The following is a 19,588-nucleotide window of genomic DNA, read 5'->3' as shown; positions in this document are numbered from 1 at the left end:
CAAAAATCTTGTCTTTTCATGGTTGCCTCTTTGCCCTATCGCTAATCTTCTTTTTATTTAAAGGAACATGATATGCGCCACTTCACTTCATTTTTTACCTTGCTCTTTTTTCATCTTATTTGTTACGCAGAAAAACCTGACCTAATGCTATTAGAATCCTATAAGAATCAGGATGTGACAGGATGGGTCATGAGCGAAAAATTAGATGGTATTCGTGGCTACTGGGACGGCAAACAACTCTTTACCCGTGGCGGAGTAACATTATCGCCACCAAAAGATTTTTTAGCGGAATTTCCCCCTTTTGCCATTGACGGCGAATTGTTTAGCCAGCGTGATCAATTTGCAGAAATTTCCTCTATTGTTCGTTCTCAACAGGATAAAGGTTGGCATAAATTAAAGCTTCATGTGTTTGATGTTCCTGATGCCAACGGCAATTTATTTGAACGCTTAGCCCAATTAAAAGCCTATTTAGCGCAGCATCCTTCCGCACCTATTGAAATCATTACGCAAATTCCCATTGAAAATCCGCAACACATTCAACAATTTTTACAACAGGTTGAACAAGCGAAAGGCGAAGGGGTGATCATCCGTAATCCAAACGCACCTTATGAACGAAAACGCAGTACACAAATTCTTAAATTAAAGACCGCACTTGATGAAGAATGTACGGTCATCGCCCATCATGCCGGTAAAGGGCAATTTGAAAATGTCATCGGCTCGCTCACCTGTGAAAATCATCGTGGTCAATTTAAAATTGGTTCGGGATTCAAACTGGAGGAGCGAATCAATCCGCCACCTGTCGGTTCACAAATCACCTATAAATATCGTGGTTTAACCAACAAAGGAAAACCGAGATTTGCAACTTTTTGGCGAATTGCCGCTCAAGACAAAACACCTTAAAAAATGCGTCTAAAAATACGTCTAAATCATTTATGTTATTTATTCATTCCTTCTGATCCGTTGGCATAGTCGACCTTCAAAAATAGATTTTTTTGTGACCGCACTTCTATGCCTATTCGTTTAAATTTCAATATGATAGAATGCACAAGATTTAATCATCTAACCTAAAATAAGGAACTTAAATATGAAAAAACCAGCGGTAGCATTAGGTGTAATTGCCGTTTTAGGTGGTGTTTTTACCGGTGCGACTTGGTATTCCGGCAAAATGGCTGAACAACAATTTCACGCCAAAATTAACCAAATCAATAAAAAGCTAGAACATTTTTTCAACGTACCAAATGTGGAATCCACCGGAACAGTAAAAATTGATAATGTAAAATTTCAACGTGGTTTTTTTAGTTCCGATATTAGCTATGAGCTCGTTTTCTCATCAAAGGAAAGCGAGAACATCAATACTCTCCCGTTTAACGGCAAGCTTTATCATGGTCCATTACCGATAAATCAGCTTAGCCAATTCAACTTTACACCGGTGATGTTTTCAACAGAAACCGAGGTCACAAAAACCGAAAAAAATAAAGACTGGTTCGGCAAGAACGGAAAAAGTCCGTTATATTTCAATTTTTCCGTGGACTACAACAAACAGGTATTGGGAAACCTAAATTCTGAAGTCAATACACATATTGACGGTGGCGATATTGATTGGAAAATCACGGCAAATTATGACATCGATGAGAATGGTTTTGGGAAAGTGGATATTGCCTCTCCTTATGTCAAATTAGTTTTCCCAAATATGGAACAAACAAGTCAAAATGAGGAAAAAAACGACATTCAAAGTATGTTTTTTGAATTTACCGATTCACAAACTTCACTAAATTGGAATCGCGCATCAGCCGAACTGGATAAAATCATCGTTGGAAACTACAGCACCAAACTTGGGAATATGCGATTTAGCGCAAAAGGTAATGACAACGATATTTTGTTAGAAATAAAAGATAGTCAATCAGACATTAACGGCAAAATAAAAGATAACTTTGTTGATTATGACTTAACTTATAAACACGGCGGAATACGTTTTACTTCCAATGGTCAAGAAAACTTCTTTATCAACGACAGTATTTTTAATATTCAATTTAATCATTTGGCGGCGAACCCGCTAAATATTATTCTTACCGAAACCGCCAAAGCGGCCGAGAGCGGTAAAACACAAGATGCTCCACCGGAAGAAGTATTTCAGGCATTCATAGAACTTTCCAAAAAACAGCCCCAAGTGAAAATTGCTCCCTTTACGTTATCAAACAAGGGGGGGAAACTCAGTGCCGATTTAAATGTTGAATTTGCACCGGGTGATTTACAGGCTAAAATCCGAGCCGGCAAGGTGTTAGAAATGTTTAAGCAATTTGCTCTAAACATCGATTTAGATAACGCTGCGATTTTAGATTTTCTTACCCAAATAAAACGTTTAGACGCCGATGCCATAAAAGAAGCGCCGGAAAAAGACGCAGAAAAAACACTACATGAATACTTATCACTCGCCGAAAACACTCCTTTGTTTGTGGTTGATGATAAAAGCATAAAACTCAATGCTAAATTAGAAAACAACAAAATCAACCTCAATGGCAATATGCTGTCTTGGGAAGAGTTTGTTATGATGTTAGCAATGGTTCCAAACTCGATTCCTGATGAAACTCTGGAAGAATCCGAAACACCGGAAATACCGGAAACCAAATAATCGGTATAAATAAAAAAGTGCGGTCAAAAATTTAAATGTTTTTTTGACCGCACTTTATTTTATATTTTCTCCAACTTCGCCAAATGGGCGATCAGCCATTTAATTCCTTGATTCTGGAACGCAATTTGTAAGCGCAAATTATTGTCCGCACCTTCCACATTAATCACTGTGCCAAAACCAAATTTTTCGTGTTTCACTTTTTGCCCCATTTTCCATTCGCTTTCATTGGCAATCGGCGAAACACTGCCTACTTTGGCTTGATTTAAGGCGCGGGTAACGGTGCCGCGTAAACGGATTTCCTGCAAACATTGTTGTGGTAATTCCGTGATAAAACGGGAAGGCAAATGGCGTTCTTCTTTGCCATATAAACGACGACTTTCCGCATAAGAAATGGTAAGTTTTTGTTTGGCGCGGGTAATCCCCACATAAGCCAAACGACGTTCTTCTTCCAAACGCCCTGATTCTTCAAAAGAGCGGAAACTTGGGAATAATCCTTCTTCCACGCCAATCATAAACACCCGAGGAAACTCCAAGCCTTTTGCCGAGTGCAAGGTCATCATTTCTACACAGGCTTGATGCGGTGCTGCTTGTTCTTCGCCCGCTTCTAATGAGGCGTGCGTCAAGAAAGCTGTGAGCTCTGTCATGTCTTCCGCCTCTTCAGGCTTGATAAATTCGCGGGCGGCAGAGACCAACTCTTCTAAGTTTTCAATGCGCACTTCGCCTTTTTCGCCCTTTTCCTGTTTATACATTTCATACAAACCGGAATGCTTAATGACAAAATCTGTTTGTGCAAACAACGGCATTTCTTCCGTATCCCGTTGCAGAGAATTGATTAATTCCATAAAGCGAAGCAAAGCGGTCGCGGCACGGCCTGCCAGTTTATTTTCCTGCAATGCCAAATTGGTGGCTTGCCATAACGTGATTTGATGTTCACGAGTCAGATTACGCAAGGTGTCCAACGTGCGATCACCAATGCCCCGTGGTGGCGTATTAATAACGCGCTCAAAGGCAGCATCGTCTTGGCGATTAGCAATCAAGCGCAAATAGGCCAATGCATCCTTGATTTCCTGACGTTCGAAGAAGCGCATGCCACCATAAATACGATAAGGAATTTGTGAACGAATTAACGCTTCCTCAATCACCCGTGATTGACTGTTACTGCGATATAAAATGGCACAATCGTTGAGTTTGCCGCCGTCTTCAATCCAAGTCTTAATCTGCGAGGAAACGAACAAGGCTTCATCCAATTCGTTAAAAGCCGCATAAATGCCTACAGGATCGCCTTGATTTCCTTCCGACCACAAATTTTTCCCTAGTCGGTTGTTGTTATTGGAAATTAACTCATTCGCCGCTTGCAAAATATTCATGGTTGAACGGTAATTTTGCTCTAATCGAATGGTTTGTGCATTGGCAAACTCTTTCAAAAATAACTGAATATTTTCGATTTTTGCCCCGCGCCAGCCGTAAATAGATTGGTCGTCATCGCCCACAATCATTACTTTGCCGGTTTTGCCCGCCAACAAACGAATCCATTCATATTGAATTTTGTTGGTGTCTTGAAACTCATCCACCAAAATATGCTGAAAACGTTGTTGGTAACGTTGCAAAATCAGTGGCTTATGTAAAAACAATTCGTACGAGCGCAATAAAATTTCGGCAAAATCCACCAATCCTGCACGATCGCAAGCATCTTGATAAATGCGGTAAATTCGAATCCATTCACGTTCTTGACGATCGTGATGATCATCAATTTGATTCGGGCGCAAGCCTTCGTCCTTTTTATTGTTGATATACCAAGCGGCTTGCTTTGGCGGGAAACTTTTTTCGTTAAAATGATGTAATTTCATGAGGCGTTTGAGTAAACGCAATTGATCTTCCGAATCTAAAATCTGGAAATCTTGCGGCAAATCCGCATCAAGATGATGAGCACGCAGAAGTCGATGAGCAATACTATGAAAGGTGCCGACCCACATACCAAACAAACGCTGATTGCCGTCGGACAAGACGGATTCAATACGATGACGCATTTCTGCCGCAGCTTTGTTGGTGAAGGTCACCGCCATAATGCTCCCTTCGGAGACACCCTCCACACCAATCAACCACGCGATTCGGTGCGTCAATACGCGGGTTTTACCACTCCCTGCGCCGGCTAACACCAAATAATTGCCCAACGGTGCACTCACCGCTTCCCGTTGTTTATCGTTTAAACCATCTAATAATTCTGCGAAATCCATTATTTTTACTCACAAATACTGTTTTTTTGTACAGGCGAAATTATAGCGGGTTTTGGTAAAAACTCAATGAAGGAAAGGGAAAAGAAGAAAAAGTGCGGTGGTTTTTTCCGATATTTTTTTCATAAAAAAAAGCGCACCGTAAAAGATGCGCTTTAGTAAAACCAAAAGAATTAGAAAATAATGCTGCCGATTAATGCAATGATAAAACCGACAAAGCCGATTGAGGTCTCCAACATAGTCCAGGTTTTTAACGTGGTTTTGGTGTCCATTTCTAAAAAACGACTCATTAACCAAAATCCGCTGTCATTCACATGAGAGAACACCGTGGCGCCTGAGGCGATGGAGATTACGATAAAGCATAAATCCAATTGGCTAAGATCAGTCGCCGCAACAACGGTTGGTGCGATTAATGCAGAAGCTGTAGTTAATGCAACTGTTGCCGAACCTTGTGCTACGCGCAACGCCATGGAAATAATAAAGGCAGCAATAATAATCGGCATGCCGGTATTGGATAACATAGCTGACAATTCATCGCCAATACCACCGGCACGTAATACGCCACCGAACATACCGCCCGCCCCGGTGACCAAAATAATGGAGCAAATTGGTCCGAGCGCACTGTTGCAGAGGCTTTCGATTTGTTCGTAGCTACGTTCACCACGCAATAAAGCAATGGCGATTAACAACGTAATCAATAAGGCAATGGGCGTTTTACCAATTAAACGCAAGCTTTGCACCCACAAGGCTGAACCGTCGATGACTTTTGCTACGCTGAGTGTATTTAAGCCGGTATCAAACAAAATTAAGAAAATCGGTAAAACCAAGATAAATAATACGCGTCCAAACGGTGGCGGGTTTTGAACGGAAGTTTCGCTAATAGCAGAACTATTCAAAAAGGTTTTCGGCAGTTCCACAAAGAATTTTTTGCTGATGTACATACTGAACAAATATGTCCCGATATACCAAGTTGGAATAGCACAAATTAACCCGACAAGCACCATCAACCCCATATTTACACCCAGCAAATCTCCGGAAGCGACCGGGCCGGGATGCGGCGGTAAAAAGGCGTGCATGACGGCGAAAGCACCGGCAACCGGGAAGGCGTAACGTAAGACGGAACCACCAAAGCGTTTTGCCACGCTAAAGACGATTGGCAACATCACTACCAAACCGGCATCAAAGAAAATCGGAAAAGCGAATAATAAGGCGGCAACCCCAAGGGCAAAAGGTGCTTTTTGTTCGCCGAATTTATTGATTAAGGTATCAGCAAGCACTTTTGCTCCACCAGTCACTTCAAGCAAACGCCCAATCATGGCCCCCAAACCGACCAACAAGGCAACTGATGCCAACGTATTGCCGAAGCCGGTTAATAGCGTCGGTAAAATCTTGTCAACGGAAATACCCGCGGCAAGTGCGGTCAATAAACTGACTAACACCAACGCGACAAAGGCGTGCATTTTAAATTTAATGATGAGTAGCAGTAATAAAAGTACGGCTGCGATCATGATGAAAATTAACATAATTCGTCCTCATGCTAAAAATGTTACTGGTAACATACCTTTTATGGCAATATTGGTAAATAGACATCGTTAAGAACTGTGATCACAATCACAAAAAATATATTTATGCTTAATTCATCTTCAAAAACGGACATTTTATAGTCCAAAAGGATTGTTACCGATAACATTTTTGCGCTAAGCTAAGTCTATTAAAAATCAGAGAAGGAGAAACACATGGCGGTAGGTAAAAGTTTTATTTTAATGGGGGTATCCAGCACCGGTAAAACGTCTGTGGGGACGGAAGTCGCACATCGTCTGGGGATAAAACTGATTGACGGAGACGATCTGCATCCGCGTGCCAATATCATCAAAATGGGTGAAGGTCATCCATTGAACGATGAAGATCGCGCGCCTTGGTTGGAACGCATTCGGGATGCAGCATTTAGCTTGGAGCATAAAAGCGAGATAGGCATTATTGTTTGTTCGGCACTGAAAAAGAAATATCGTGATCAAATTCGCGACGGCAACAGCAATGTAAGATTCCTATTTTTACACGGTTCTTATGATGTAATTTTGGAACGTATGCGCCAACGCAAAGGGCACTACATGAAAGAAAGCATGCTGAAAAGCCAGTTTGAAACGCTGGAAGTGCCGGGCGCAGATGAACCGGATGTGATTCCTATTGATATTAATGCGCCTTTTGACGAAGTGGTTGAACGTTGTATTCAGGCGCTGAAGCCTTATCTCTCTTAAAACAAAAAAGTGCGGTCTGTTTTTCAAGTGTTCGAAATTATGTAGCAGTTGCACAAAGCTGAAATTACGGTCACTGAGCTTGTCGAAGTGTAAGTAATTTCAGCCTCTCCTATGCACAAAACTAATGCTTCGACAAGCTCAGCAAGCGTTTTGTGCATTTGCTCCGTAATACTGCAAGTGTTTTAAAACGTCTAAAAAAATCACCGCACTTTTATATGCTTTCCCCTAAATGAATCTGGTAACCTAAATTGATGATGGCGCTTTGCGCGGGAATATTGTCAATTCGCGCCAGTAATTCCTTAGCAGCAATGCGTCCGATATCTAAACGCGGCGTGATCACCGTGGCAAGTTGCGGCGTGATCGATTGACCTACATCATGCCCGTGAAAACCGGCAACAGCAATTTGCTTGGGCACTTGAATGCCTAAACGTTGACATTCAAAAATAGCGCCAATAGCAATGTCGTCATTGGTGCAAAAAATACCGTCAATTTGCGGAAATGTTTCAAGTGCCTGATGCAACAATTCGCCGCCTAGCGTAAAAGAAGAATGTTCTTTAGTGGCGATAACATGTGGTGTTAATTGATGCTTTGCCATGGCGTTTTCATAGCCTTGCTGACGTAAACGCGTGCGTTTATCTTGACGCGCCGCAAAATAAACTACGTTGCGATGCCCACGATTAATCATGGTTTCCACCATCGCTTGTGCCGCCGCAATATTGTCAAAACCGACGACCTGCTGAATGCCAACTTCCGTGGTATCCATAATTTCAATGACAGGAATATTCGCCACTTTGAGCATTTTTTTAGTTTTTTCGGAATGCTGACTTTCCGACAAAATAATGCCGTCCACGTTGTAAGACAGCAGGCTTTCAATACGACGTTCCTCTTTCTTTTCACTGTAACCGTAATGCGCCAACATGGTTTGATAACCGGCTTTATCGGTAATTTGCTCAATACCGCGAATCACATTGGCAAACACTTGATTAGTTAATGATGGCACCAACACACCAATTGCCCGACTTTTAGCATTGGACAAAATATCCGGTGCGCGATTAGGAATATAGCCGAAGCGTTCAATGGCTTCCGCAATGCGCGCTTGTGTGCCACTCGCCACAGAATCGGGATGGCGCAAATAGCGGCTGATGGTCATTTTCGTGATGCCAAGGTAATCGGCAATATCTTGTAACGTCGGGCGTTTATTTTTTGTCATAATGAGAAAAGCCTAATAAATACACGAGATGATTTTAGACTAAGGCGGAATCAATCACAAATTGCCAAACGTTCTTTGCCGCTATACACCGTTGCCCGCCCTTCTCTGGCAAAACCAACGAGGGTTAAATCATACTGTTCCGCCATTTGCACGGCTAAATCTGTTGCGGCGGACATGGCGATAAGCATTTCTATGCCACATGAAACGGTTTTCTGTACCATTTCATAGCTGGCACGACTGGTCACCAACAGGAAACCTCGAGGCTTACCTGCTTTGGCATGCCAACCAAGCAGTTTGTCTAATGCCACATGGCGTCCTACATCTTCACGAATCGCCAATAACTCGCCTGCTATAGAGAAAAACCCCACCGCGTGAGTGGATCCGGTTTGTTTACCGAGTTCTTGTGCGTCATATAATTTTTGCAAGCAAGAATCTAATTGGGCGACATTAACCGTTAAAGTGCGGTCTAATTTTGCTATGTTTTTATAGACTTGTTGTATTTGTTCCGCACCACAAATACCACAACCGGTACGGCCGGTTAAAGTACGCCGATAGTCTTTCAATGCCACAAAACAGCGGGTTGCCAACTCAATTCTGGCTTCCATGCCATTACACACCTCTTCAATATCAATGCCATAAATGTCGGCAGGCTTGTCAATAATGCCTTCCGTGAGGGAAAACCCCATGGCAAAATCCTCCAAATCCCGAGGCGAACACATCATCACCGTATGGGAGATATCGTTATACACTAAAGCAACGGGAACTTCTTTTGCCAAACTGTCCTGTTTTTCGGAAATCGTAATGCTATTTTCCATCGGTTCGGTATTTGTTAATTTTTTGATAAAATTAATTGTTCTTTTTGTGATCCAACTCAACTTTTTTCCCCTTTTTAATTATTAGTGATTATAGATTTCTATATAAAAAATAGTTATTCTAGCCCCCGCTAACGAATAGATAAGCAATATTTATGTATTACGTTAGGCTTATATCGATGGTGTTTAATTGTAATACTATTTTAACAAAATCGACTACTAAGTTATCTACTCAAATACGAATTTATAACTACTAAACAAAATCAACAATTCATCTTGTTGATGTGGGGAGTGCTTATGCAGATCACAAGAAGAAAATTCTTCAAGGTCTGTGCCGGCGGTATGGCAGGAACATCGGTTGCGATGTTAGGCTTTGCTCCGGCTACGGCCTTAGCTGCGCCACGCGAATACAAGTTATTGCGTGCAAAAGAATCACGTCAAACCTGTACATACTGCTCGGTAAGTTGCGGTATGTTAATGTATAGTACAGGTACACCATCCAATACATTAAGCGGTCACACCGCTACAAATACCCGTTCTAAATTATTCCATATCGAAGGTGACCCGGATCATCCAATCAGCCGTGGTGCATTATGCCCTAAAGGTGCCGGCGCGCTAGACTTCGTGAATAGCGAAAGTCGCAACTTATATCCGGAATACCGCGCACCGGGTTCCGATAAGTGGGAGCGCATTTCTTGGAAAGATGCTATTAAACGCATTGCCCGCTTGATGAAAGATGACCGTGATGCCAACTTTGTTGAAAAAGATGCAAATGGCAAAACCGTTAACCGTTGGGCAACCACAGGGATTATGACTGCATCAGCAATGAGTAACGAAGCCGCTTTATTAACTCATAAGTGGATTCGAATGCTTGGGATGGTGCCGGTATGTAACCAAGCGAATACTTGACACGGACCAACGGTAGCAAGTCTTGCTCCATCATTTGGTCGCGGTGCCATGACAAATAACTGGGTTGATATCAAAAACGCTAATCTTATTATTGTTCAAGGTGGTAACCCTGCTGAAGCTCACCCTGTTGGCTTCCGTTGGGCGATCGAAGCGAAGAAAAACGGTGCGAAAATCATCGTGGTTGACCCGCGCTTTAACCGTACAGCTTCTGTGGCTGACCTCCACGCTCCAATTCGTTCCGGTACTGATATCGCATTCTTAATGGGTGTGATCCGTTACTTATTGGAAACCAATCAAATTCAACACGAATACGTTAAACATTATACCAATGCTTCATTCTTAATTGATGAGGGCTTCAAATTTGAAGATGGTTTATTCGTAGGTTTTGATGAAGAAAAACACACTTATGATAAATCAAAATGGAATTACCAATTCGATGAGAATGGCTTTGTTAAACGTGATATGACCTTACAAGATCCACGTTGTGTCATTAACATTTTGAAAGATCACGTTTCTCGCTATACGCCTGAAATGGTTGAACGTATCACCGGTGTCAAACAAAAAACCTTCTTACAAATCTGCGAAGAAATTGGTAAAACCTCTGTGCCAAATAAAACCATGACGCACTTATATGCATTAGGTCTTACTGAGCACACCATTGGTACACAAAATATTCGTTCAATGGCGATGATCCAATTACTCTTAGGTAACATGGGTATGCCTGGTGGCGGTATTAATGCATTACGTGGACACTCAAACGTACAAGGTACAACAGATATGGGCTTATTGCCGATGTCTTTACCGGGTTATATGCGTTTACCAAATGACAAAGATACGTCTTACGAACAATACATTAATGCGATTACACCAAAAGATATCGTACAAAACCAAGTAAACTACTACCGAAATACATCGAAATTCTTCGTAAGTATGATGAAAACGTTCTATGGTGATAAAGCGACCAAAGAAAACGGTTGGGGCTTTGATTTCTTACCGAAAGCAGACCGTCTCTACGATCCTATCACTCACGTTAAGCTCATGAATGAAGAGAAAATGAACGGTTGGATTTTACAAGGTTTCAACGTATTGAACTCATTACCAAACAAAAATAAAACTGTTTCCGGTATGAGTAAATTGAAATACTTAATCATTTTGGATCCGCTTCAAACCGAAAGCTCCGAATTCTGGAAAAACTTTGGGGAATCTAATGATGTAGATCCGTCCAAAATCCAAACTGAAGTATTCCGTTTACCAACCACCTGTTTTGCGGAAGAAGATGGTTCTATCGCCAACTCCGGTCGTTGGGTACAATGGCACCAAAAATCTTGTGACCAACCGGGTGAAGCGTTACCGGATGTAGAAATTTTATCTATGATTCGTGAAGAAATGCATCACCTTTACCAAAAAGAAGGCGGTCGTGGTATCGAATCTTTTGAAGCCATGACATGGAACTACAATATTCCTCATGCGCCATCTTCAGCGGAATTAGCCAAAGAAGTAAACGGCTATGCCTTAGAAGATCTTTATGATGCTAACGGCAACCTGATGTATAAAAAAGGTCAACTACTCAGCGCCTTTGCACACTTGCGTGATGACGGTACGACAAGTTCCGGAAACTGGATTTATGTAGGTCAATGGACCGAAAAAGGCAACCAAACGGAAAATCGTGATAATTCCGATCCGTCCGGTTTAGGTTGTACATTAGGTTGGGGCTTCGCATGGCCGGCAAACCGTCGTGTCCTTTACAGCCGCGCGTCACTTGATATTAACGGTAATCCTTGGGATAAAAATCGTCAATTAATCAAATGGAATGGTAAAAACTGGAACTGGTTTGATATTGCCGACTATGGTACACAGCCTCCGGGTTCTGATACCGGTCCATTCATTATGTCCGCCGAAGGTGTCGGTCGCTTATTTGCCGTTGATAAAATCAATAGCGGACCTATGCCGGAACATTATGAACCGATTGAAAGTCCGATTGATACTAACCCACTACATCCAAGTGTAGTCTCCGATCCGACTATTCGTATTTACAAAGAAGACCGTGAATTTATCGGTTCAAATAAAGAGTTCCCTTACGTGGCAACGACTTATCGTTTGACCGAACATTTCCACAGTTGGACTGCTCAATCTGCATTAAATATCATTGCACAACCACAACAATTCGTGGAAATTGGTGAAAAATTAGCTGCAGAAAAAGGTATCCAAAAGGGTGATATGGTGAAAATTACTTCTCGCCGTGGCTACATCAAAGCCGTTGCAGTGGTAACCAAACGTTTGAAAGATTTAGAAATCGACGGACGTACTGTACACCATGTGGGTCTTCCAATTCACTGGAATATGAAAGTGTTAAATGGCAAAGGCAACCGTGGGTTCTCCACCAATACCTTAACGCCATCATGGGGGGAATCCGTTACACAAACCCCTGAATATAAGACTTTCCTTGTGAATATCGAAAAAGTAGTGGAGGTAGCATAAGATGAGATCGATGGATGTACAAACGCAAGACATTATTAAGGTCTCTGCAACCTCCGGTTTAACTCCGGCACCACATGCGCGTGATCACAAAGTTGAAGTAGCAAAACTCATTGACGTAACAACCTGTATCGGTTGTAAAGCCTGTCAGGTTGGTTGTTCGGAGTGGAATGATATCCGCTCCGACGTTAATGCTCAGTGTGTAGGGGTATATGACAACCCGGTTGACCTTAACGCAAAAGCCTGGACGGTCATGCGCTTCAATGAAGTGGAAGAAAATGATCGTTTAGAATGGTTAATCCGTAAAGACGGCTGTATGCACTGTGCGGAACCTGGCTGCTTGAAAGCCTGCCCTGCACCGGGTGCGATTATCCAATATGCCAACGGTATCGTGGATTTCCAATCCGACAAATGTATCGGCTGCGGTTACTGTATCGCAGGCTGTCCGTTTAATATTCCGCGCATGAATCCGGAAGATAACCGTGTGTATAAATGCACCCTTTGTGTAGATCGTGTTTCTGTGGGCCAAGAACCGGCTTGTGTGAAAACTTGTCCGACCGGCGCAATTCGCTTCGGTTCCAAACAAGAAATGAAACTCTATGCAGAACAACGTATTGCTGATCTTAAAGCGCGTGGCTATGAAAATGCCGGTCTTTACGATCCGGAAGGCGTGGGTGGTACACATGTCATGTATGTGTTACACCATGCAGATAAACCTGAATTGTATTCCGGTCTTCCGAAAGATCCGCATATTGACCTGACAGTAACTGTCTGGAAAGATGTCTTAAAACCATTAGCTGCTGTGGCAATGGGTGGTTTAGCCTTAGCTGAAATCGGCCACTACTTAACCGTCGGACCGAACGTTGAGGAAGATGTAGAAGATCATCATGAAAAATTTGTAGATGAAGACAAACAGGGAGGCAAACATGAGTAAACTTGAAATTAGCAATGATACTCGTATCATTCGCCACAGAACCCCTGCGCGTTTAAGTCACTGGTTTTTGGTAATCAGTTTCTTCTTAACCATGTTCACCGGGGTAGCTTTCTTCTTCCCTGATTTTGCATGGTTGACAGAAATTTTAGGAACACCACAATTAGCGCGTGCGATTCACCCGTTCACCGGGATCTTAATGTTTGTTGCTTTTATTTTCTTATGTTCATTATATTGGCATCACAACATTCCGGAGAAAAACGATATTCGTTGGGCGAAGAACGTTCTTGAGGTATTGAAAGGTAACGAACACGCTGTTGCCGATAACGGTAAATATAACCTGGGTCAAAAAATGTTGTTCTGGACATTAATCCTTGCAATGTTTACCTTGTTGGTTACCGGCATTATCATGTGGCGTCAGTATTTCTCCCACTACTTCTCTATTCCGGTGCTAAGAATTGCCATCTTACTTCACTCTGCCAGTGCCTTTATGCTATTTACCGGCATCCTTGTACACATGTATATGGCATTCTGGGTGAAAGGCTCTATTACCGGTATTGTTGAAGGTTGGGTAACCGTTCGTTGGGCGAAAAAACACCACCCGAAATGGTTCCGCGAAGAAGTACTTCCTGTATTAGAACAAGATGTTGAGCGGGAAGAAAAAGGTGAACCTACTAAGGCTGTCTTCAAGAAGTTCAGTTAATTGATGATAAAGTGCGGTCAAAATTCACTACGTTTTTTAACCGCACTTTGATACAAAAAATAGCACCAATTGAGGTGCTATTTTTTATGTGTTTACATCGTGGAATTAAGCAGTCATGACCGAAATAGCTTTAATTTGAATATACACCAATTGTCCAAGACGTAATGCCAAATCTTGAAACGCCCATTTACTGATCCCCGCCCAAATGTGTTTGCCGGCAATATCTAACTGCAATTCGACCTGATTATCCCGCTCTTGAACTTTCACGATCCGACCATAAAGAATATTGCGAATACTGGATTTTTCCGGTTTGGTCAATGTGATGGAAACATCTGAACTATGAATACAAATCCGTACAAACTCATCTACCTCAGCCGCCAAGGCATTAACCCAAATCTGTTGATCACCTAATGTAAGTGCGGTCATTTTATAAGTCGGATTATGCAAAAAAACAGGCAGAGAAAGCACCGCACTTTGTTGGTTTTGTTGTTTCCAAGGCAAGAATAAAGGGCTGTCCCAAACCGTTTCCAAGACATCATAGGCTTCGACTTTACCATCCATTAACAAAACCACCCGTTCTGCAAGACGCAATAATTCATCAAGGCTGTGAGTAACGTATAAAATCGGGATATTAATTTCTTTGGATAAACGTTCCAAATAATTGAGCAATTCCCGTTTACGCGGTAAGTCCAACGCAGAAAGCGGCTCATCCATCAACAAAATTTCAGGATCCGTCAATAATGCGCGACCAATGGCAACACGTTGTTTTTCACCGCCGGATAAGGTGATCGGATATCGCTTTAATAAATGACCAATACCAAGCAATTCTACAATGTAATCGAATTCTTCTTTGCTGGTGTTTCTCATACCGTAACGCAAATTGCCTTTTACGGTGTAGTGAGGAAACAATCGCGCGTCTTGGAATACATAACCGATATTGCGTTGGTTAGGCGGCAAACAAATCCCTTCCTCAGCATCAAATAACACATTGTCGTTTAATGTAATACAGCCTTCATCCGGATTAATTAAGCCACTGACCAAATTAATTAACGAAGATTTACCTGAGCCGGATAACCCGAAAAGTGCGGTCACGCCTTGGGATGGAATGTCTAACGTTGCCTGCAGGGATAAATTGCCTAATTGTTTTTTAACATCAATGTGTAGCATTATTTTGTCCTAATTTTTTCTGCATTCGTTTTGCCAGCCATTCCGATAATAATAATGACAGTAGCGATAATATGATGGCGAAAACGCATAAACGTGCAGCTTGTTCTTCCGCCCCCGGTGTTTGAATAAAAGAGTACATTGCCAAAGGAATAGTTTGGGTTTCACCGGCAATATTGGAAACAAATGTGATAGTCGCGCCAAACTCCCCTAAAGAACGGGCAAAACCGAGTACAACTCCCGCGAGAATGCCCGGTAAAGATAACGGTAACGTGATGGTTAAAAACACCCGCCACGCAGAAGCCCCCAGTGTTCTGGCGGCGTGTTCCAATTTTAAATCAATACTTTCAAGGGAAAGTCGAATAGCACGTACGACCAAAGGAAAGGCCACCACCGCTGAAGCTAACACAGCACCTTTCCAACTAAATCCAAAGGTTAAACCGAACCATTGATACAAATATTTACCGATAAAGCCATTGCGTCCCATGGCAACCAGCAAAAGATAACCAATCACGACTGGAGGCAATACCAAAGGTAAGTGAATAATCCCCCCCACAATGGATTTACCATAAAAATCTTTCCGAGCCAAAATCCATGCAACTAAAATAGCAAAAGGCAAACTCCACAAAATGGCACTGACGGAGACTTCCAAGCTAAGACGAATGGCATCGATTTCTAATGGGCTCAAACCTAATAACAGCAGAAACTGTGTAAGCAAAATTTAATTTCCTATATAAACAAAGCGTAGCACAATGGCTACGCTTAATGAGTCAAAGTTAGTTTGCTTATTTTACAGAGAAACCGTAATCCGCAAATACTTTTTTCGCTTCAGGCGATTCTAGATATTTCAAGAAGGCTTGGGGTTCTGCATTGTTATGATCTTTTAAGATCGCAACTGGATAATCTGCCGGTTTGTAAGAATCTTGCGGAAACACACCAATTGCTTTCACGTCTTTGCTCACCTTCGCATCAGTAGCATACACGATACCCAATGGAGATTCGCCACGTTCAACTAAAGCCAATGCTGCACGCACGTCTTTGGCGCGGGCTAATTTATCTTTTACTTTGTCCCATAAGTTTAATTTGGTTAACGCTTCTTCCGCATATTGACCTGCAGGCACGTGTGCCGGGTCACCTACAGACAAATAAGAATCTTTTAATTGGTTGATCCATTCGCCTTTCGCAATATCAACGTTTTGTAATTTGCTGTCTTTTTGTGAAATTAAAACAAGTTCATTACCCACTAATAATTTTTCGGTTTCTTTAACGGTTAACCCTTTTTCAGAAAGGTATTTCATCCATTTGGTGCTGGCGGAAATAAATAAATCGGCGGGCGCGCCCTCTTCAATTTGTTTCGCTAAGGTTGAAGAAGAGGCAAAAGAAAATACGATTTCCTCTTTGGGATTCACTTTTTTGTAATCTTCAGCAACTTTCTTTAATGAGTCGGTCATTGAAGCCGCTGCAAACACAGTCACTTTCGCTTGCGCAGAAAGAGAGAAAGCCAAGCAAGCCACAGCTAAGCCGGCAGCGATTTTTGAATATTTAAACATAGAAAAACTCCATTTTGGTTGATTAATAAGTTATATATAGCATAAATTATACAACGAAAATAAAAGTAAAGGCGATATAAAAAATATTATTTGATTCAATAAAATGTTGAAAAGCAGAATAAAAGCTAGCGTTGAAACATTCTTATTCTTACTAAAATATTGTATGATACAGCCCGTATAATTCACAGGTGTTACAAGGATGGACACTTATTTGAAAATGTAGGGGAGAAAAAAATGCGTGGCACGGAAATTTTACTTACCATTAAACTAAAACAACAACTTTTCGCCGATCCTAAACGTATTCGTTTATTAAAAGAAATTCAAAAATGCGGTTCCATCAACCAAGCAGCTAAAAATGCCAAAGTCAGCTATAAAAGCGCCTGGGATCACCTTGAAGCCATGAACAAAATCAGTCCGAAGCCGTTACTTGAACGCAATATTGGCGGCAGAAATGGTGGCGGCACAGCGTTAACCGTCTATGCGCAACGCTTATTACAGCTTTATGATTTGTTGGAACAAACCCAAGAAAAAGCCTTTGATATTTTGCGCGATGAAAAAGTCCCGCTCAACAGCTTATTATCGGCCACCGCACGATTTTCACTCCAATCCAGCGCGCGTAATCAATTCTTTGGCAAAGTACAGGCATTACGCTTTGAAGATGTTCACTGCTTTGTGGATATCGCCTTAGAAGGTTTTTCAAAATCGCTTATGGTATCCATTACAGAAAAAAGTGCGGTGCGTTTAAAACTTGAATCTGACAGAGAAGTCATGCTGATGTTTAAAGCACCTTGGGTAAAAATTACAGAAAAACCAAAAAGAAACCTTGCCAATCAATTTAGTGCAACGGTGAAGTCCATCACTGACAAAGGTGATGCAGGTGAAGCCATATTAATGTTGGAAGATTCCGATATTGAATTTTGTGCAACGCTCTCAAAAGATCAACATTTGGAACCGAACCAACAAGTTTGGGTATCAGTCGATCCCGAGCAAGTGATTCTTGCTACACTTTATTAATTTAACGTACTACCTTTAAGTAAAAAAATTCCCCGTAACTTATTCGTTTACGGGGAATTTTATGAATATTCTATAATGTGATTTCATCAATAGACTTACCGAAACTCGGCACAAATACATGTAAGAAATAATCCATTTCCGGACTATGCCATTGATCCATTAAATTTTCTAACCGCACTTTAGCTGATTTAAACTCCTGATTGCCATTTTCCAGTTCAAATTTCACCTTAATACAAGCGCAGATTAAATCGGCCTGTTTCACAATATGCTTCTCTTCCTCAGAAAAATATTGGCTATCCAAATAAGGTAAAAAATCCGCCTGTAATTCTTCCGGCAATAAACTAATCAAATGCAACTCGGCGGCCGTTTCAATTTGTTTATAGGCGTGAGTAATCTCATCGTTAAAATATTTAATCGGCGTCGGCAAATCTCCGGTAAAAATTTCCGATGTGTCATGATACATCGCCAATACCGCAACACGCTCTGCGTTTAACGCGGCGCCATAAAATTTATTTTTAATCAATGCCAACGCGTGTGCTACAAAAGCAACCTGCAAGCTATGTTCTGCCAGATTTTCCCGTTCAATATTTCGCATTAACGACCAACGTTGAATCAGTCTGAGGCGATCCAAGCAAGCAAAAAAATGACTGGTCTTTAACTCTTTCATCACACAACCTTATTGACTAAACGTATATTCCTCAATCACCACAGGGATTGTATAAGTTTTGCCTAAACGAGAAATTTCCACTTGCACTTTTGTATTTGGACGCACATCAGCAATAAATTTCATCATTTCCGTTGGTGAACGAGCTTCTGTATTATCGATTCTCAAAATCACATCACCCGATTGCAAGCCTGCTTTAGCTGCCGGGCTGTTAGGAATCACGCTAGTAATTAAAATGCCTTGGTCGGAAGCGCCTTGTCCATTACTGAATAAAATATCTGTTTGCACTCCGAAATAACCGCGAATTACCCGACCATCACGAATAATTTTTTTCATTACATCACTGGCTAAATCAATCGGAATAGCAAAATTTAAACCTTCAGCAATTTCATTAGAGTTTTTACCAATACTCAAGGTACTGATACCAAGCAATTCACCGGCAGAATTAATTAACGCGCCACCGGAATTACCACGGTTAATAGGCGCATCTGTTTGAATAAAGTTTTGTCGTCCTAGCGCTTCACCCACGGCATTGCGTCCAACGGCACTAACTATTCCTTGTGATACGCTTTGACCTAAGTTGTACGGATTACCAATGGCTAACACCACATCACCTACATGAACTGAGCGACTTGGGTTTTGAGGAATAGTTGATAAATCTTCGGCTTTAATTTTTAACACAGCCAAATCTGTTAAAGAATCGGAACCAATTAATGCCGCATCAAAAATATTCCCGTTCTGCAATGCAACTATAATTTGATCGGCATTTTGAATCACGTGTTTATTGGTTAATATATAACCGTCTTTTGACATAATCACACCGGAACCCAAGTTATTCACCTTCAACTGTGTAGAAGAGGATGTAAATGCTTGGTTATATACGTTTACTACTGCTGGCGAGGCAATGCGTACCGCGTCTTTATAAGAGACAATCGGCGTTTCCGGTGTAACTGGTTCCTCGGTTACTTTCGGCAAAATCAAGAGTATCACAGCGGCAGACACTATGCCGACAATTACCGAATGTAAAATTTTCTTTAACAT

The 19,588-nt window shown here is 41.6% G+C and carries 16 protein-coding genes; 7 read left to right on the top strand and 9 right to left on the bottom strand.

What is annotated here, in order from left to right; genetic code table 11:
- The first annotated feature begins 72 nt into the window (after window positions 1-72).
- A complete protein-coding gene (locus DK428_RS09710) occupies window positions 73-900 on the top strand; it encodes a DNA ligase (RefSeq protein WP_109065131.1) in 828 nt (275 codons plus the stop codon).
- Between the two features lie 184 nt (window positions 901-1,084).
- The gene (locus tag DK428_RS09705; protein WP_109065132.1) at window positions 1,085-2,629 is read left to right on the top strand and encodes a YdgA family protein; all 1,545 of its coding nucleotides are present in this window, start codon (window positions 1,085-1,087) and stop codon (window positions 2,627-2,629) included.
- Window positions 2,630-2,688: 59 nt separating this feature from the next.
- Here the strand turns inward: DK428_RS09705 and uvrD are convergent, their stop codons facing one another.
- The gene (gene uvrD / locus DK428_RS09700) at window positions 2,689-4,863 is read right to left on the bottom strand and encodes a DNA helicase II (RefSeq protein WP_109065133.1); all 2,175 of its coding nucleotides are present in this window, start codon (window positions 4,861-4,863) and stop codon (window positions 2,689-2,691) included.
- A 170-nt stretch (window positions 4,864-5,033) separates the two neighbouring features.
- On the bottom strand, window positions 5,034-6,383 hold the full coding sequence (locus DK428_RS09695) for a GntP family permease (RefSeq protein WP_109065134.1): 1,350 nt from the start codon (window positions 6,381-6,383) through the stop codon (window positions 5,034-5,036).
- Window positions 6,384-6,596: 213 nt separating this feature from the next.
- Between DK428_RS09695 and DK428_RS09690 the strand changes: the two genes are divergently transcribed.
- Window positions 6,597-7,115, top strand: a complete 519-nt coding sequence (locus DK428_RS09690; RefSeq protein WP_109065135.1) for a gluconokinase — start codon at window positions 6,597-6,599, stop codon at window positions 7,113-7,115.
- A 211-nt stretch (window positions 7,116-7,326) separates the two neighbouring features.
- Here the strand turns inward: DK428_RS09690 and gntR are convergent, their stop codons facing one another.
- Both gntR and fdhD read right to left on the bottom strand, forming a co-directional pair.
- Entirely contained in the window at window positions 7,327-8,325 is a 999-nt protein-coding gene (gntR, locus tag DK428_RS09685) for a gluconate operon transcriptional repressor GntR (protein WP_109065136.1), read from the bottom strand.
- 50 nt (window positions 8,326-8,375) lie between these two features.
- On the bottom strand, window positions 8,376-9,200 hold the full coding sequence (fdhD, locus tag DK428_RS09680) for a formate dehydrogenase accessory sulfurtransferase FdhD (protein ID WP_109065137.1): 825 nt from the start codon (window positions 9,198-9,200) through the stop codon (window positions 8,376-8,378).
- A gap of 234 nt (window positions 9,201-9,434) precedes the next feature.
- Here fdhD and fdnG point away from each other — a divergent pair, with 234 nt between their 5' ends.
- From fdnG to DK428_RS09660, 3 genes are read left to right on the top strand one after another with little or no spacing between them, the layout of a single operon-like run.
- Window positions 9,435-12,524 (top strand): formate dehydrogenase-N subunit alpha, encoded by a 3,090-nt coding sequence (gene fdnG, locus DK428_RS09670; RefSeq protein WP_157952200.1) that lies wholly within the window; start codon window positions 9,435-9,437, stop codon window positions 12,522-12,524.
- A gap of 1 nt (window position 12,525) precedes the next feature.
- A complete protein-coding gene (fdxH, locus tag DK428_RS09665) occupies window positions 12,526-13,455 on the top strand; it encodes a formate dehydrogenase subunit beta (RefSeq protein WP_109065140.1) in 930 nt (309 codons plus the stop codon).
- Window positions 13,448-14,155, top strand: coding sequence for a formate dehydrogenase subunit gamma (locus DK428_RS09660; RefSeq protein WP_109065141.1), 708 nt, complete (start codon window positions 13,448-13,450; stop codon window positions 14,153-14,155). Before fdxH ends, DK428_RS09660 begins: the two co-directional genes overlap by 8 nt.
- 105 nt (window positions 14,156-14,260) lie before the next feature.
- On the opposite strand, the gene modC is transcribed toward DK428_RS09660, so the two are convergent.
- The 3 genes from modC to modA form a co-directional block, all read right to left on the bottom strand.
- Complete coding sequence (gene modC, locus DK428_RS09655) at window positions 14,261-15,322, bottom strand: molybdenum ABC transporter ATP-binding protein ModC (RefSeq protein ID WP_109065142.1); 1,062 nt, start codon at window positions 15,320-15,322, stop codon at window positions 14,261-14,263.
- Window positions 15,309-16,037 carry a molybdate ABC transporter permease subunit gene (modB, locus tag DK428_RS09650; RefSeq protein ID WP_109065143.1) on the bottom strand — a complete coding sequence of 243 codons (729 nt, stop codon included), beginning with the start codon at window positions 16,035-16,037 and terminating at the stop codon, window positions 15,309-15,311. The genes modC and modB overlap by 14 nt, the downstream gene beginning before the upstream one ends.
- Window positions 16,038-16,104: 67 nt before the next feature.
- Window positions 16,105-16,869, bottom strand: coding sequence for a molybdate ABC transporter substrate-binding protein (gene modA, locus DK428_RS09645; protein ID WP_109065144.1), 765 nt, complete (start codon window positions 16,867-16,869; stop codon window positions 16,105-16,107).
- A gap of 234 nt (window positions 16,870-17,103) precedes the next feature.
- Between modA and DK428_RS09640 the strand changes: the two genes are divergently transcribed.
- Window positions 17,104-17,883 (top strand): TOBE domain-containing protein, encoded by a 780-nt coding sequence (locus DK428_RS09640; RefSeq protein WP_109065145.1) that lies wholly within the window; start codon window positions 17,104-17,106, stop codon window positions 17,881-17,883.
- Window positions 17,884-17,953: 70 nt separating this feature from the next.
- Here the strand turns inward: DK428_RS09640 and yfbR are convergent, their stop codons facing one another.
- Together yfbR and degS are read right to left on the bottom strand one after the other, a co-directional pair.
- Complete coding sequence (gene yfbR / locus DK428_RS09635; RefSeq protein ID WP_005704054.1) at window positions 17,954-18,550, bottom strand: 5'-deoxynucleotidase; 597 nt, start codon at window positions 18,548-18,550, stop codon at window positions 17,954-17,956.
- A 9-nt stretch (window positions 18,551-18,559) separates the two neighbouring features.
- A complete protein-coding gene (gene degS / locus DK428_RS09630) occupies window positions 18,560-19,588 on the bottom strand; it encodes an outer membrane-stress sensor serine endopeptidase DegS (RefSeq protein ID WP_109065146.1) in 1,029 nt (342 codons plus the stop codon).

This window comes from Aggregatibacter kilianii (genome assembly GCF_003130255.1).
Classification (GTDB): Bacteria; Pseudomonadota; Gammaproteobacteria; order Enterobacterales; family Pasteurellaceae; genus Aggregatibacter; species Aggregatibacter kilianii.
Note: the sequence above shows the minus strand (reverse complement) of the source record. Positions and strands in the feature narration are given on the sequence as shown.